This is a genomic window from Pseudoalteromonas sp. S327, assembly GCF_005886415.1.
Classification (GTDB): domain Bacteria; phylum Pseudomonadota; class Gammaproteobacteria; order Enterobacterales; family Alteromonadaceae; genus Pseudoalteromonas; species Pseudoalteromonas atlantica.
The window spans coordinates 57,255-71,895 of the sequence record NZ_PNDP01000033.1 but is presented as its reverse complement, the minus strand read 5'-3'; the positions used below and the strand labels follow the sequence as shown (position 1 = coordinate 71,895).

Here is a 14,641-nt window from a genome sequence, read left to right as displayed (position 1 = left end):
TATGTCGTGGTTTAAAGAGCTGTGGCAAAATAGCCGAGAAAAAGGCCAGTACTATGAACGCCAAGCAGAGAAATACTTAACCCGTGAAGGGCTTACGCCTATTGAGCGTAATTATTACTGCCCCTTTGGTGAGCTTGATGTAATTATGAAACACGGCGATACGCTTGTATTTGTAGAAGTTAAGTTTCGTAAAAACAATGCGAGAGGCGGTGCAAATTATGCCCTTGGCGCACAAAAACAAGCACGACTAAAACGCACTATTTATCACTACTTGGCAGCAAAAAACTTAACTAATCAACCTATAAGAGTCGACTATGTTGCCATTACAGGTGAAGGCTCTGGCAATATAAATTGGATCAAAAGCGTACTTTAACACCACGCAAGCAGATCAGTAAAACGCCCAGCAACAAACAAAAATGACGAATAAATTATTGGTAGTCTATGCAAGATACAATTAAAGAAATTTTTACAGAAAGCATTCAAGTACAAATAGCAGCAGGCGAAGTACTGCCAAGCGCACTAGAGTCTGCGGCATTTACCATTGCACAAAGTTTAATTAATGGTAACAAACTCCTTTGCTGTGGCACGGCAAACTGCCATATGCTAGCGCAGCACATGGCCGGCGTATTAGTTAATCACTACGAAACAGAGCGCCCCTGTTTACCTGCTATTGCGCTATCTCAAGAAAACATCAATTTAGGGCAAAGTAGCCAAGTAGATGAGCATGATACCTTTGCTCGCCAAGTACGTGCCTTTGCACAGCAAGGCGATTTACTGCTTGCGTTAGCAATTAATGGCAACGAAAAACATATTATTTCTGCTGTAGAAGCGGCACTTACTAAAGATATGAAGGTCATAGTGATGGTAGGTGACGATGGTGGAGAACTCGTTGGCTTATTAGGCCCTAATGATGTAGAAATTCGTACGCCTTCTAAGCGCCCTAGCCGCATTATTGAATCTCACTTAGTTAACTTACATTGCTTAAGTGAACTGGTTGATTTAACTCTTTTCCCGCAGGATGAAAATTATGTTTAAACGCTCTCTTATTGTTTTAGGTACTGTTGTTTTACTGCAAGGCTGTGCAGCCGCAGTGGTTGCAGGAACAGCTGGTGCAGTAACAGCAGCAAATGATCGCCGCACCATTGGCTCGCAAATAGACGACAATAATATAGAAATTAAAGCCAGTATTGCGCTTAGTGAAGTTGAACGACTAGAAAAGTTCGCCAATGTAGACGCTATAAGCGTTAATGGCATTGTTTTACTGGTAGGTCAGGTTGCCAATCAAGAAATGAAAGACCAAGCTCAGCAGAGCATTGAGGGGCTCTCAGGTATACGTAAAATACATAACCAAATTAGAATTGGCTCAAATATTGGAATTACCACACAAACGCACGACTCGTGGCTAACCTCTAAAGTAAAAGCGCAGCTTTTAACAGCTAAAAATATACCGAGTAATAATATTAAAGTAGTGACCGAAAACGCTGAAGTATTTTTAATGGGATTAGTATCTGAATCTGAGTCTAACCAAGCGGTTAACATTGCACGCAATGTATCGGGTGTAGAGCGCGTTATTAAAGTGTTTGAATATTTATAAAATACATAAAAAGCCCTTTATGAGGCACATAAAAAAACCGCTTAATTAGCGGTTTTTTTGTATTTAAGCGTTACTTGATGACGCGTAAATGTGAGCCTTTTTTCTTTTCTGGCTTTTCTGGCGGGGTTTCATCAATAATCTCATCTGATGTTTCCACACTTTCAAGGTCAGGTGCAAAATCGTCTTCGTCCTCTAAAAACTCATCTGCAGTAAAGACTGTTCCTTCGCCATTTTCACGCGCATAAATAGCAAGTACCGCACCTAAAGGCACATATACTTGCATTGGCTGTCCGCCAAAGCGCGCATTAAAGCTTAGTTGTTCCATATCTAACGAAAACCCAGTAACGGCAGAAGGGCTAATATTAAGCACTATTTGGCCATCTTGTACAAACTGCGTAGGCACTTGTACTGCTGGGTACTGCGCATCAACCACTAAATGTGGTGTGCAGTCGTTATCTACGATCCAATCAAAAAAAGCACGTAGTAAATAAGGACGATTAGGCGTCATTATAAACGGATCTCACGCTCTGCTTCAGTTAAAGAAGCTTGGAATGACTCACGCTCAAATAAGCGGATCATGTACTCTTTTAGCTCTTTAGCGCCAGAGCCATTAAGCTCAATACCAAACTCTGGTAAACGCCATAATAGTGGTGCTAAATAACAATCTACTAAGCTAAACTCTTCACTCATAAAGTATGGAGCTTCGTTAAAGATTGGTGCAATTGCAAGTAACGCTTCAGTTAACTCTTTACGAGCTTGTGCAGCATCTGCTGTATTGTTAATGATTTTTTCAGCAAGGCTGTACCAATCAGTATCAATACGGTGCATCATTAAACGGCTACGACCACGCATTACCGGATACACAGGCATTAGTGGAGGATGAGGGAAACGTTCATCAAGGTATTCCATGATGATGTTTGCCTGATATAAGCCAAGCTCACGGTCAATCAGTGTGGGTACTGTACCGTAAGGGTTAATTTCGTGAAGTGCCTCTGGCAAGTTATCCTTTTCAGCCAAATGAATATCTACACTTACACCTTTTTCTGCAAGTACAATACGTACTTGGTGGCTATACATACAGTTAGCACCAGAAAAAAGGGTCATTACAGGGCGCTTATTGGCAGCTACGGCCATGCCTATACCTCCATTAAATAACTAAAACAGCAATAGGGGCTTAAGCCCCTATTGCAAAATTACCTTGTAAAATGCTCAAATTAATGAACATCTCTCCAGTATTCTTTCTTAAGCATAAATGCCAAGATAAACAGGATAACTAAAAATCCAATTACCTTAATACCTAACGCTTCTGACTCAAGGCGTGTAGGTTCACCTACATACTCTAAGAAATTCGTTAAATCACGAACCGCTTGATCGTATTCATCAACGCTTAATTCGCCCTTACCATCTGTTTCAGTACCAACAACTTTAGTCACTGTTTGACCATGTTGTTCAACTTCTTCAATGATAGGTGTTGGTAGCCCTTGTAGTTCTTGAAGAACATGCGGCATACCCACCGATGGGAATAACGTATTATTTACGCCAAACGGGCGAGATTCATCTTTGTAAAACGACTTTAAGTAAGTGTAAATCCAATCACTGCCACGCACACGCGCCACATTGGTTAGATCCGGCGGAGCCGCACCAAACCATTTAGCAGCATCTTCTTTTGCGATAGCGTTAAGAATATGGCCACCTACTTTTGAACCATCAAAAATCAATTGCTCTTTGCCAAGCTCGGTTGGAATACCAATATCACGGAAAGTACGTTCATAACGTTGATACTGCATTTGGTGACAACCAAGACAGTAGTTCATGAACAACTTTGCGCCGCGCTGCAAAGAAGGCTGATCAGATATATCGTTACCCGCTTCCATAAGAGGAACCGAAGGACCCGCAGCCATAACCATGTTAGGCAGCAAGTTTACTGATAAAGCAAATACACCAATAAGTAGCTTTTTCATCATTTCGTTAACCTCTCAGGCAATGGCTTAGTTTTTTCATTCTTACTGTATATAAATAACAGTACGAAGAACATAAAGTAAGTCACAGTACAGATTTGAGAAATTATCGTTTTCATATCAGTTTGTGGAGTTGCACCCACCCAACCTAAAAGAACGAAAGTTACAACGAAACCTGCAATGTTCCATTTGTGGAAACCACAACGGTAACGAACCGATTTAACACGACCACGGTCAATCCACGGTAACAATGCGAGTACCACAATTGACGCACCCATTGCCGCAACACCGATAAGCTTATCAGGGATTGCACGTAAGATTGCATAGAATGGCGTAAAGTACCAAACTGGGAAAATGTGCTCTGGTGTTTTAAGTGGGTTTGCTGCTTCAAAGTTTGGCGCTTCTAGGAAGAAACCATTCATCGCAGGCATAAAGAATACAACCCAACAGAACAAGATTAAGAAACCAACCACGCCCACAATATCTTTTACTGTGTAGTACGGGTGGAACGGTATCGCATCAACAATGTCTTTTTTGTCGGTGTAATACTCATGGAATTTAAATTTAGACTTATCTTCTTCAGCCACAGTGCCTTTTTTGCGTTTTATTTCAACACCGTCAGGGTTGTTAGAGCCCACTTCGTGTAGCGCAACAATGTGTAAGAACACTAAAATTACAATAACCAATGGTAGTGCAATAACGTGTAATGCAAAGAAGCGGTTAAGCGTTGCACCCGATATTACGTAATCACCACGGATCCAAAGTGTTAAGTCATCACCAATTACCGGAATAGCCCCGAATAACGAAATGATTACCTGCGCACCCCAGAACGACATTTGACCCCATGGTAGTAAGTAACCCATGAAGGCTTCAGCCATTAATGCTAAGAAAATAAACATACCGAACAACCACAGTAATTCACGTGGTTTTTGGTAAGAGCCGTAGATCATACCACGGAACATATGCATATAAACAACGATGAAAAACGCAGAGGCACCCGTTGAGTGTAAATAACGTAATAACCAACCGTATTCAACATCACGCATGATGTACTCTACTGATGCGAAAGCGCCTTCAGAAGAGGGAACAAAGTTCATCGTTAACCAAATACCAGTAAGTATTTGGTTTACTAGTACTAACATGGCTAGCGAGCCAAAAAAGTACCAGAAGTTAAAGTTTTTAGGTGCTGGATACTGTGCAATGTGCATGTTCCAAACACGTGTCATTGGGATACGGTCGTCAATCCAACTAACAATTTTACCAAACATTAGGCTACCCCTTTTTCTTCGCCCACTAAAATAGTGGTTTCATCAAGAAAAGTATAAGGTGGTACTTCTAAGTTCAATGGTGCAGGAACTGATTGAAATACTCGCCCAGCCATATCAAATTTAGAACCGTGACATGGACAGTAAAAACCATCATCTGTCCCTTCAACTTTTTCACTAAAGTTACCTTGGAAAAAGCCTGGAGAACACCCTAAATGCGTACAAATACCAACAGCGACAAAAATCTCTGGGCGTAATGAACGGTAATCATTTGTTGATGATTCTAGTTGTTGTGGCTCTTGCGATTGCGGATCACGAAGTTGACCTTCATGTTCTTTCATCTGCTCAAGCATTTTAGGGGTACGTGATACAACCCATACAGGTTTACCACGCCACTCGACACGTATTAATTGTCCTGGCTCAAGTTTGCTGATATCTACTTCTACAGGCGCACCCGCAGATTTAGCTCGCTCACTTGGATTCCAAGACGCAATAAAAGGAACAGCAGCCCCAGCCGCACCAACACCACCTACAACAGAGGTAGCTATGGTTAAAAAGCGACGTCGGCCATTGTCTACAGGCGCATTGCTCATCCACTTATCTCCACTATGATTCTCAACACTTGCTATATTGAGAACATCAGTTACAGCAGGTTAATTTTTCGAAATTTTTAAAATAGAAGCGATCATAATTAAAACCCTTGATTAAAACAAGGTTATTCACAGCCTCACGCTCGAATAACCCGACTTGATCAATAGTTTGATAAAGTAAGCTCGAGAATAAAGCCGAATGACTATAATAGCGCTTCTGTAAAAACAATATACTGACCAAGATCAACCCCACTACGAGGAAACAGATAAACTGTACATGGTGATGTTGAACTTGCTCATACTACTTGCCAGCCAATTGTAGCAAAAAATTCCACCAATTAACTGATGGATTTACACTAATTGCGATAATTATTTAACTTTTTTGCAGCGAAATGGGTATTTTAAAGCTTTCGTACATTAAATACGCAGCATTTATAAAATATGATCAGCGCCTAGCCTTAAAAAAGCGGGCTTGAGGTAGGTAAGTACTTAAATTTTAATGCCAAAAACAAAAAACCCAGCATAAGCTGGGTTTTTGAATTCTTGATAACGTAAAAATTAACGTTTTGAGAACTGTGGACGCTTACGCGCTTTCTTAAGACCCACTTTCTTACGTTCAACTTTACGTGCATCACGTGTAACAAAACCTGCTTTACGAAGTTGTGGACGTAATGACTCGTCAAACTCCATAAGTGCACGAGTGATACCGTGACGGATAGCACCAGCTTGACCAGTTGTACCACCACCGGCAACGGTGATGTGAAGGTCAAATTTTTCAGTCATGTCAACAAGCTCAAGAGCTTGACGAACAACCATGCGTGCTGTTTCGCGACCAAAGTACTCTTCTAAAGAGCGCTTGTTGATTACGATGTTACCAGTGCCTGGGCGTAAGAATACGCGAGCACTTGAACTTTTACGACGACCTGTACCGTAGTATTGATTTGCCATGATAGTGCTCCTTAAATGTCTAGAACCTGAGGCTGTTGTGCAGCATGGTTGTGCTCAGTACCTGCGTAAACTTTAAGTTTACGGTACATAGCGCGGCCTAAAGGACCACGTGGCAACATGCCTTTAACAGCTTTTTCGATGATCATTTCAGGCTTTGCAGCTTGAAGTTTATCAAAAGTAGTAGACTTAAGACCACCTGGGAAACCAGTATGAGCGTAGTACACTTTATCTTTGAATTTGTTACCAGTTACAGTAACTTTCTCAGCGTTGATAACGATGATGTAATCACCAGTATCTACGTGTGGAGTGTATTCAGCTTTGTGCTTACCGCGTAGGCGATGAGCGATTTCAGTAGCGATGCGACCTAAAGTTTTACCTTCAGCGTCAACTACGTACCAGTCACGTTTTACTGTTTCTGGTTTAGCAACAAACGTTTTCATTTATAAAAATCCAATGTTTTTCAATTAAAACCACAGGCAGTTATTATTAACTACCGCTCTAAGTATGCTATAACCCCTTCGAGTTTTAGACTTTAGCGCCGCTCACAAGTGGCTAAACTATATGAGGACATAGAACGCAACGTGGCAGACGCGGGAGTATACCAGCACTTAAAACACATTGCTACCGAGCGGTTGTTTTTTCCACAAGAAAATTACAAAAATTTATGCATTTATATAAAAACAACAATAAGGCCACTTTAAAGAGTCGATACAGTCGTATTAGCGCTATGCTAAATGCTCTTTTGCTAAATACTCTAAAGACTGCATTTCTTGCAGGCGGCTAATGCAGCGCTTAAATTCAAAGTTAAGATTACCTTGGGTATAAAGCTGCGTGATCGGTTTTTCAGCCGAAATGATTAATGTTACATGTCGCTCGTAAAACTCATCCACTAAAGCGATAAAGCGCCTAGCTGCATCATCATTATTTTGTCCAAGCTGTTTAACATTAGAAATAATAACAGTGTTATATAAGCGGCTAATTTCCATGTAGTCGACTTGGCTACGTGCGGTTTCGCACAATTCGCTAAATTCAAACATCACTACACACTTAGCCACTTTGCGTGTGTTGATTAAGCGCCCTTCTATTTCTATGGGTTGATCAAGCTCCCCCGCCTCTGGCGATAGCTTATCAAAATATTCAAATAAGTTTTTATCGGCTTGCTCATCTAACGGGCTGTGAAATATTTCGGCTTGCTCAAGTGTACGCAAGCGATAATCAATACCAGAGTCTACATTTACTATTTCTGTGTTCGCTTTTACCAGTTCAATGGCCGGAATAAAACGCGCACGCTGTAAGCCGTTTTTATATAAATCATCAGGTACTATATTAGAGGTAGCGACTAATACTATATTGCGTGCAAATAATGCCTGCATTAAGCCGCCGAGTAACATGGCATCTGTAATATCTTGAACAAAGAATTCATCAAAACAAATAATATCGGTTTCGGCTTTAAATATGTCGGCAACAATTTCCAGTGGATTGCTTTTATTATTTAGCTTTTTTAGTTCATCGTGAACTCGGTGCATAAAGCGATGAAAATGCACACGCATTTTACGCTCACCTGGCAGCGCTTCGTAAAAGGTATCTACTAAATAGGTTTTACCACGCCCTACACCACCCCAAAAATAAAGCCCTTTAATTGGCTCAGGTTCGCTTTTATTAAACAACTTTGCAAAAAAGCCTTGTTGCTGTGGTTTTTTATTTGTGAGGTCATCGTATAAACGTTGTAAATGGCGCACTGCATTTTCTTGTGCTTGGTCATGTACAAAGTCATCGCGCTTAAGATCTTGCTGGTAAGTTTGCCAAGGAGTCATATCTAATTACATTTTAAACACAGTTTAATTTGCACAACATATTAACACGCATCTTAACTCGGGGTATATTACCCACAGGATGATTTATATTTGAATCAGGCATTATTAGATATTTTTTCCCAAAGGGGTAAAGTTATGGGCACAGTTACGTGGGTAGGTTTAATTATTATTACTGCTGTAGTGGCATTTTTTGTTGGTGCATTCGTTACTAAAAAGCAATTTAAGCAAGATGAATTAAAAGAACAAGCCGAGCAAGCACAAAACGCGCTTGAGCAGTATCGCCAAGATGTGGCCGATCATTTAGCAAGCACAGGTAAGCTTGTGAACAAAATGAAAGAAAACTACGACCAACTACTCAGCCATGTTGAAGAAACCAATCAACTCTTACTTGATGATAAAAACAAAGCACCTAGCGAGCCGTTTTTCTCTAAAGAAACAACAGAGCAATTACAAGCATCTTTAAAAGAGCGCGAGGTTGACCGTTCATCTGCACAAGCACAACCTGCCGATTACGTCTCGGGTGAGTCTGGTTTATTTGCAGGGCAAAATGGCGATACAAAACCTGCAAAAGCCTCTTAACACACTGAGCACGCTAAAATGTTAGTGCTATCTTGAGGAACTTTTTTTTGACCCCATAGTCTTTAAATGTAACAGCTTTATATTTAAATTCGAAAAGGCTGCTTATGCAGCCTTTTTGCTTTTCCTGTGATGTGGAGTACACCCTGACTATGAAAATGAAATTATCACTTATTAGTGCTGCAATCTTATCTACAAGCTTATTACTAAGCCCAATGGCCTCTTATGCAAAACTGCCTATTGCAGTTAACGGCCAACAATTACCCACACTTGCGCCTATGCTTGAGCAAATTACCCCTGGCGTTGTGAGCATTCAGGTTTCTGGCTCAAAAGAAGTGCGCCGCCGTGCAGACCCGCTTGAATACTTTTTTGGTAACCCTCAGCCACGTAGTCAAAAGCGCCAATTTAGTGGTTTAGGCTCAGGGGTTATTATTGATGCCGACGAAGGCTATGTAGTAACAAATAACCACGTAATTCAAGATGCCGAAAAAATGGTGGTAACGCTAGAAGACGGCCGTGAATTTGAAGCCACCAAAATTGGTACCGATAAAGAGTCTGATATTGCGCTATTACAAATAGATGCAGATGACTTAACCGAAGTTAAACTGGCAAATTCAGATAAATTGCGTGTTGGCGACTTTGCAGTAGCAATTGGTAATCCATTTGGTTTAAGCCATACAGTAACCTCGGGCATTGTAAGTGCATTAGGGCGTAGTGGTTTAAATATTGAAGGCTATGAAGACTTTATTCAAACCGATGCAGCTATTAACCAAGGTAACTCAGGAGGCGCTTTAGTTAACCTAAATGGTGAACTTATTGGTATTAATACTGCTATTTTAGGTGCCTCGGGCGGAAATGTTGGTATTGGCTTTGCCATTCCATCAAATATGATGAAAAACTTAGTTGACCAAATTATCGAACATGGCGAAGTTCGCCGTGGCTCACTGGGTATTTCTGGCCGCCCACTTGATGCAGGCCTTGCAAAAGCACAGCAACTTGACGTTAAACAAGGTGCTTACGTTATGCAAGTAATGGATGATACCGCAGCAAGCAAAGCAGGTATTAAAGCTGGCGATGTTATTATTAGTATTAATGGCAGCGATATTAGTGGCTTCCACGAGCTGCGCAGTAAAATAGCAACGTTAGGTGAAGGACGCGAAGTTAAATTAGGTATTTACCGCGATGGCAAAGTAAAAACCATTAAAGTAACGCTTGATGGTGCATCGGGTGTAACCGCCGCAGGCGATGAACTGCATCCTGCATTCCAAGGTGCGACGCTTGAAAACGTGCAAAAAAATGGCACTAAAGGTATTGAAGTCGCCACAGTAGATCCGCGCTCTCCTTCTGCACGTGTTGGTCTTGAAGAAGGTGATGTGATTGTTCAAGTTAACCGCCAACGTGTAGAAAACATTCGTCAAATGAACAAAATTATCGAAGATACCCAAGGTAATATTGTGCTTGGCGTTAAACGTGGCAGAGAGTCTATCTTTGTACTTATCCAATAAGTAACACGTTATAAATAAGCAATAAAAATAACAGCAGCACTTGCCGCTGTTATTTTTTTTGTGCCATCATAAAGAATTGCTCACTAACAATAAGAATCTCGTGCTGAAATTACTAAAATTTGTACTTCCCCCTTTGTTTGTCGGTTTAGGTATCGCTTTTTTAGTGGTTTTTTTCAGCCCTAATATGCGCGCCTCTTTACTCCCTAATGTTCCCTTGCCCAGTGCTATGAGCTCAAATCACCTTAGTTTTGCTGACGCAGTTAAACGTGCTGCACCGTCGGTAGTAACTATTTTTTCAGAAAGCATTTCTAAAGAGCCTCGCTATAAGCAACAAAACACCGTTCAAGAGCTTGGCTCTGGCGTAATTATGGCGCAAGACGGCTACATATTAACTAACTACCACGTTATAAATAATGCAGATCAAATCTTGGTTATTTTAACCGATGGCCGACGCTTTTTTGATGTGCAGTTAATTGGCTTTGACACCATTACCGATTTAGCCTTATTGAAAATTAACGCCGACCACCTGCCGGTGATCCCCGTAAACGATAATTACACCACCAGTGTAGGTGATGTAGTGCTGGCCATTGGTAACCCACTCAATTTAGGGCAAACCATCACCCAAGGTATAATTAGTGCCACCGGTAAACAAAAAATTACCGATAGCCCTTATAACAACTTACTGCAAATGGATGCTGCTATAAATGTAGGTAACTCTGGCGGTGCTTTGGTTAATTCAAATGGGGACTTAGTAGGGATCACGTCTGCGCAATTTAAAACCCGTGAAAACCTAAATATCCAAGGAATCTTTTTTGCTGTTCCTTATTCGCTCGCTAAAGAAGTAATGGCAAAGCTAATACGCCATGGCCGTGTAGTACGTGGCTATTTAGGCTTTGAAGGCACCGCTGTAGATAGCACGGGCAAAGAGGTAAACGACAGCCTTACTGAGGTTGCTGGTATGCGCATCACCAATTTAGACCCATTAGGCCCTGCATGGCAAGCTGGCATTGAAGAGCAAGACATCGTTATTAAAATTGCAGGGTTAAGTGTCGCCAACCCGCAAAAAGTACTCGAAAAAATAGGCAATACACAGCCCGGTAAAGAAATAGAATTTGAGCTGTACCGAAACGGTAAAGTAGAAAAAATAATGGTTAGAGTTGCAGAGCTCGAAACTAAACTCTAACCAAAATGGCAATAAAAAGGTCGGATAACAATACGCGTATCCGACCTTTTTTTATGTCTAAAGTAAACTGTGTTTAACTCAGCGCGCTTAATTTAGGAGCAAGTGTGCTCTCACCTCAAAGCGAATAAATATTATTGCGAATGGGTATTAGCTGCTTCTGCGCTTAATATTGGCACCTAAGCCACTGAGTTTATCTTCAATGCGTTGATAGCCTCGGTCTACGTGGTAAATACGATCGACTACCGTTTCACCTTGCGCCACAATACCGGTTAAAATTAAGCTTGCAGAGGCGCGTAAATCGGTTGCCATTACTTGTGCGCCACTTAAACTTTGCGTTTCACCACAAATAGCGGTGTGCCCTTCTAAACGAATATTAGCGCCCATGCGTTGTAACTCTGGTACGTGCATAAAGCGGTTTTCAAAAATGGTTTCGGTAATTGTTGCACTACCATTAGCCACTACATTTAACGCGGTGAACTGCGCTTGCATGTCGGTTGGAAAACCAGGGTGTGGCATGGTTTTAATATTAACGGCTTTGAGCTCACGATTACGCATATCTAAATAAATGCTGTCATCGTTTACTTCAACTAATGCATTCGCGGCACGTAATTTTTCAATAACAGGCTCAAGTGAATGAAAATCTGTTTTTTTACAAAGTACTTCGCCTGCAGCCATCGCTGCTGCAACTAAAAAAGTGCCCGTTTCAATGCGGTCAGGTAAAATGCTGTGCTCACAGCCGCCTAAACGCTCTACGCCATCAATTTCTATACGGCTTGTACCCGCACCAGTAATTTTTGCACCCATAGCAATTAGGCAATTGGCAAGGTCAATAATTTCGGGCTCGCGAGCTGCGTTTTCAAGCACCGTTTTACCATCAGCAAGTGCTGCGGCCATTAGTAAGTTTTCGGTTGCGCCAACACTGACCATTTCCATGAAAATTTCAGCGCCTTTAAGGCGGCCTTCTACCTTTGCATTGATATAACCGTTTTCAACGTTTATTTGTGCGCCCATGCGCTCTAAACCTTGAATATGTATATCAACCGGACGTGCACCTATAGCACAGCCACCAGGTAGCGATACCTGCGCCTCACCAAAACGCGCCACTAAAGGCCCAAGCGCCAAAACAGAGGCACGCATTTGCTTAACTAAATCATAAGGAGCAAGCGTTTTATTAACGGTTGCGCCATCAATATACAGTGTATCGCCTTGCCAATTTACAGTTGCGCCTAAGGTGCTTAAAAGCGCCTCAGTGGTCACAATATCGCGAAGGCGAGGAACATTCGTAAATGTACTTTTACCATCGGCAAGCAGTGCGGCAAACAAAATTGGTAATGCGGCATTTTTAGCGCCAGAAATAGTTACTTCACCCGCAAGTGAAGTGCCACCTTGAATTACAAACTGATCCATTAAGAGGCCTTAACTATTGAGGTAAAATAAATTTTTGTTCACGCTTCCACTCAGTTGGCGTAAATGCACGAATTGATACAGCGTGAATTGTACCGTCTGAAATAGTATTCATTAATGGGCCATAAACTAGCTGTTGCTTTTTAACGCGGCTTAAACCGTCAAAGCACTCACCTACTGCAATTACTTCATAATGGCTACCATTGGCTTTTACTTTTACTTCAGATAATTGAAGTTCGTCGCGTAATAATGTTTCGACTTGGCTAGTTTCCATAACTCTCACTCAAATAAAGTTGTTACCTGACCCAACAGCATTAAATTTTGCAATTGCTCAGGTGGATTTTGCAATTCAAGGCGTGTGCCTTGTTGCTTAAATTCAGCAAAAGAGTGAATTAACCAAGCTAAGCCCGCTGTGTCAACCCTCATTACCTCACAAAGGTCAAAATAGATGGTTTTATGCTTACTTAATGACTTGGCGTTCAGAAGCTGTTCATTGCCAATTGAGCTGCGGGTAAGTTCACCACTTACCCTATAGTGCTGCTCATCTACTTGGCTAATTGCCAATTTAGTCATTGCTGTTGTTGCCTCTAAATTGCACAGGTAACTGGCTCTTTTGCTCTAGTAATTTGCTTACGTGTGCAATACCTTGCTGGCGTAAAATACCTTGTAGCTCACTTTGTTTTGCATCGAGTAAGCTAATTCCTTCTGCAATCATATCGTATGCGCGCCACTCGCCGCTGCGATCTTCACGCACTTTAAAATCAATTTTTATGTCAGGCTTGCCATCTTCTGTAATTTTAGTTTTTACTACAACTACATCTTTGCCTTTAAATGGTTGCTCTGCGCCAAATTCTACATGTTGGTCAGTGTATTGAGTAAATACCCCCGCGTAAGTAGCAACTAAATAGGCTCTAAACGCGCCAATAAATTCTTGGATGTCTTTAATTGCTTCGGCTTTTTCGGCTTCATCGGTAATTGCACGCACTTTAGACACTTCACTACCCAACACACGAAGTGCTGCATATTTGTAGTCTATGTAAGGCATCAGCTCTTCTTCTACAATAACACGAAGGTGCTCTTTATCTTTAGTGATAAGCGGTTGATCTTTTTTAATGCGCTCAAATGTATGCTCTGCTACCTGACGCACCATTTTGTTAGGATCTGTCAGTTTAACTTCGGCTGCGCTAACACTTTGCACAGCTAGGGTTGCACCAAGTGCAATAACGGCTAAAAACTGTTTCAACATAATAATTACTCACTACCTTGGTTGAATAAAAACTGCCCAATTAACTCTTCTAAAACAAGTGCAGATTTAGTATCTGTGATTGAATCACCATCACCTAACGCTTTGCTCTCTACGCCAAATAACTCATCGATTGCTTGATCTTGTGCGTTTTCGGTCACTGTTTCACCTAAACAGCGCTGCTCTGCTGCATTAGGAGAAATAACAGGGTGAATACCTAAGTACTGCTCCCCTAAAATACCCGATGTTAAAATTGAGATTGAGCTAGTGTCTGAAAAACGACATAAATACTGTGCATCTATCGTCATATTTACCACAGGCAAAAACTCCTGTGGGTGTACATAAATAGATTCAACACGGCCAATCACTACACCGCCTACTTTTACCGGTGCACGCGCTTTAAGTGAGCCGATATTTTCAAACTTTGCATTTAGCGTGTAGGTTTCGCCCGACCCGCTAATACCCGAATTAGCCACTTTAAGTGCTAACATTGCAAACGCTAAAATGCCTAATGCGACAAAAAAGCCAACTAAAATCTCTAATTTCCGTGAATTCATTATC

At 41.3% G+C, this 14,641-nt stretch carries 19 protein-coding genes and 1 pseudogene; 6 read left to right on the top strand and 14 right to left on the bottom strand.

Translation table 11 applies throughout. The features are described from left to right. Position 1 precedes the first annotated feature (1 nt). From CWB60_RS10630 to dolP, 3 genes are all read left to right on the top strand, one after another. Positions 2–373 (top strand): YraN family protein, encoded by a 372-nt coding sequence (locus CWB60_RS10630; protein ID WP_004589112.1) that lies wholly within the window; start codon positions 2–4, stop codon positions 371–373. A gap of 68 nt (positions 374–441) precedes the next feature. After that, a complete protein-coding gene (locus CWB60_RS10625) occupies positions 442–1,035 on the top strand; it encodes an SIS domain-containing protein (RefSeq protein ID WP_004589111.1) in 594 nt (197 codons plus the stop codon). Then, complete coding sequence (gene dolP, locus CWB60_RS10620) at positions 1,028–1,594, top strand: division/outer membrane stress-associated lipid-binding lipoprotein (protein WP_138577850.1); 567 nt, start codon at positions 1,028–1,030, stop codon at positions 1,592–1,594. The genes CWB60_RS10625 and dolP overlap by 8 nt, the downstream gene beginning before the upstream one ends. Before the next feature lie 70 nt (positions 1,595–1,664). Here the strand turns inward: dolP and CWB60_RS10615 are convergent, their stop codons facing one another. The 9 genes and pseudogenes from CWB60_RS10615 to CWB60_RS21180 all read right to left on the bottom strand — a co-directional run. After that, the gene (locus CWB60_RS10615; RefSeq protein WP_004589109.1) at positions 1,665–2,102 is read right to left on the bottom strand and encodes a ClpXP protease specificity-enhancing factor; all 438 of its coding nucleotides are present in this window, start codon (positions 2,100–2,102) and stop codon (positions 1,665–1,667) included. Further along, entirely contained in the window at positions 2,102–2,728 is a 627-nt protein-coding gene (gene sspA, locus CWB60_RS10610) for a stringent starvation protein SspA (RefSeq protein ID WP_004589108.1), read from the bottom strand. Before sspA ends, CWB60_RS10615 begins: the two co-directional genes overlap by 1 nt. A gap of 80 nt (positions 2,729–2,808) precedes the next feature. Next, positions 2,809–3,558 (bottom strand): cytochrome c1, encoded by a 750-nt coding sequence (locus tag CWB60_RS10605; RefSeq protein ID WP_024033324.1) that lies wholly within the window; start codon positions 3,556–3,558, stop codon positions 2,809–2,811. Continuing rightward, complete coding sequence (locus tag CWB60_RS10600) at positions 3,555–4,820, bottom strand: cytochrome b (protein WP_004589106.1); 1,266 nt, start codon at positions 4,818–4,820, stop codon at positions 3,555–3,557. The genes CWB60_RS10605 and CWB60_RS10600 overlap by 4 nt, the downstream gene beginning before the upstream one ends. Beyond that, positions 4,820–5,410: a ubiquinol-cytochrome c reductase iron-sulfur subunit gene (gene petA / locus CWB60_RS10595; protein ID WP_004589105.1), complete on the bottom strand. Its 591-nt coding sequence runs from the start codon at positions 5,408–5,410 to the stop codon at positions 4,820–4,822. The genes CWB60_RS10600 and petA overlap by 1 nt, the downstream gene beginning before the upstream one ends. Before the next feature lie 555 nt (positions 5,411–5,965). Further along, positions 5,966–6,358, bottom strand: a complete 393-nt coding sequence (gene rpsI / locus CWB60_RS10590; protein ID WP_024600778.1) for a 30S ribosomal protein S9 — start codon at positions 6,356–6,358, stop codon at positions 5,966–5,968. Positions 6,359–6,366: 8 nt separating this feature from the next. After that, positions 6,367–6,795, bottom strand: coding sequence for a 50S ribosomal protein L13 (rplM, locus tag CWB60_RS10585; protein ID WP_004589103.1), 429 nt, complete (start codon positions 6,793–6,795; stop codon positions 6,367–6,369). 285 nt (positions 6,796–7,080) lie between these two features. Further along, on the bottom strand, positions 7,081–8,169 hold the full coding sequence (gene zapE / locus CWB60_RS10580) for a cell division protein ZapE (RefSeq protein ID WP_024033326.1): 1,089 nt from the start codon (positions 8,167–8,169) through the stop codon (positions 7,081–7,083). 95 nt (positions 8,170–8,264) lie between these two features. After that, positions 8,265–8,393: pseudogene (locus tag CWB60_RS21180) on the bottom strand (hypothetical protein); the annotation flags it as partial. On the opposite strand from CWB60_RS21180, the gene CWB60_RS10575 reads away from it, so the two are divergent. From CWB60_RS10575 to CWB60_RS10565, 3 genes are all read left to right on the top strand, one after another. Continuing rightward, entirely contained in the window at positions 8,332–8,748 is a 417-nt protein-coding gene (locus CWB60_RS10575; RefSeq protein ID WP_353683220.1) for a Z-ring associated ZapG family protein, read from the top strand. The pseudogene CWB60_RS21180 and the gene CWB60_RS10575 sit on opposite strands and share 62 nt — an antisense overlap. 149 nt (positions 8,749–8,897) lie before the next feature. Continuing rightward, positions 8,898–10,250: a Do family serine endopeptidase gene (locus CWB60_RS10570; RefSeq protein WP_004589100.1), complete on the top strand. Its 1,353-nt coding sequence runs from the start codon at positions 8,898–8,900 to the stop codon at positions 10,248–10,250. A 100-nt stretch (positions 10,251–10,350) separates the two neighbouring features. Further along, positions 10,351–11,433 (top strand): trypsin-like peptidase domain-containing protein, encoded by a 1,083-nt coding sequence (locus CWB60_RS10565; protein ID WP_024033328.1) that lies wholly within the window; start codon positions 10,351–10,353, stop codon positions 11,431–11,433. A 147-nt stretch (positions 11,434–11,580) separates the two neighbouring features. Here CWB60_RS10565 and murA read toward each other — a convergent pair whose 3' ends face one another. The 5 genes from murA to mlaD are packed head-to-tail and all read right to left on the bottom strand — an operon-like array spanning position 11,581 to position 14,637. After that, entirely contained in the window at positions 11,581–12,840 is a 1,260-nt protein-coding gene (murA, locus tag CWB60_RS10560; protein WP_004589098.1) for a UDP-N-acetylglucosamine 1-carboxyvinyltransferase, read from the bottom strand. A 13-nt stretch (positions 12,841–12,853) separates the two neighbouring features. Further along, the gene (locus CWB60_RS10555; protein ID WP_004589097.1) at positions 12,854–13,111 is read right to left on the bottom strand and encodes a BolA family protein; all 258 of its coding nucleotides are present in this window, start codon (positions 13,109–13,111) and stop codon (positions 12,854–12,856) included. Positions 13,112–13,116: 5 nt separating this feature from the next. Next, the gene (locus CWB60_RS10550; RefSeq protein ID WP_138577852.1) at positions 13,117–13,410 is read right to left on the bottom strand and encodes an STAS domain-containing protein; all 294 of its coding nucleotides are present in this window, start codon (positions 13,408–13,410) and stop codon (positions 13,117–13,119) included. Continuing rightward, positions 13,403–14,083, bottom strand: a complete 681-nt coding sequence (locus tag CWB60_RS10545) for an MlaC/ttg2D family ABC transporter substrate-binding protein (protein WP_138577854.1) — start codon at positions 14,081–14,083, stop codon at positions 13,403–13,405. Before CWB60_RS10545 ends, CWB60_RS10550 begins: the two co-directional genes overlap by 8 nt. Positions 14,084–14,088: 5 nt before the next feature. Then, entirely contained in the window at positions 14,089–14,637 is a 549-nt protein-coding gene (gene mlaD, locus CWB60_RS10540; protein WP_004589094.1) for an outer membrane lipid asymmetry maintenance protein MlaD, read from the bottom strand. Between the last annotated feature and the right edge of the window lie 4 nt (positions 14,638–14,641).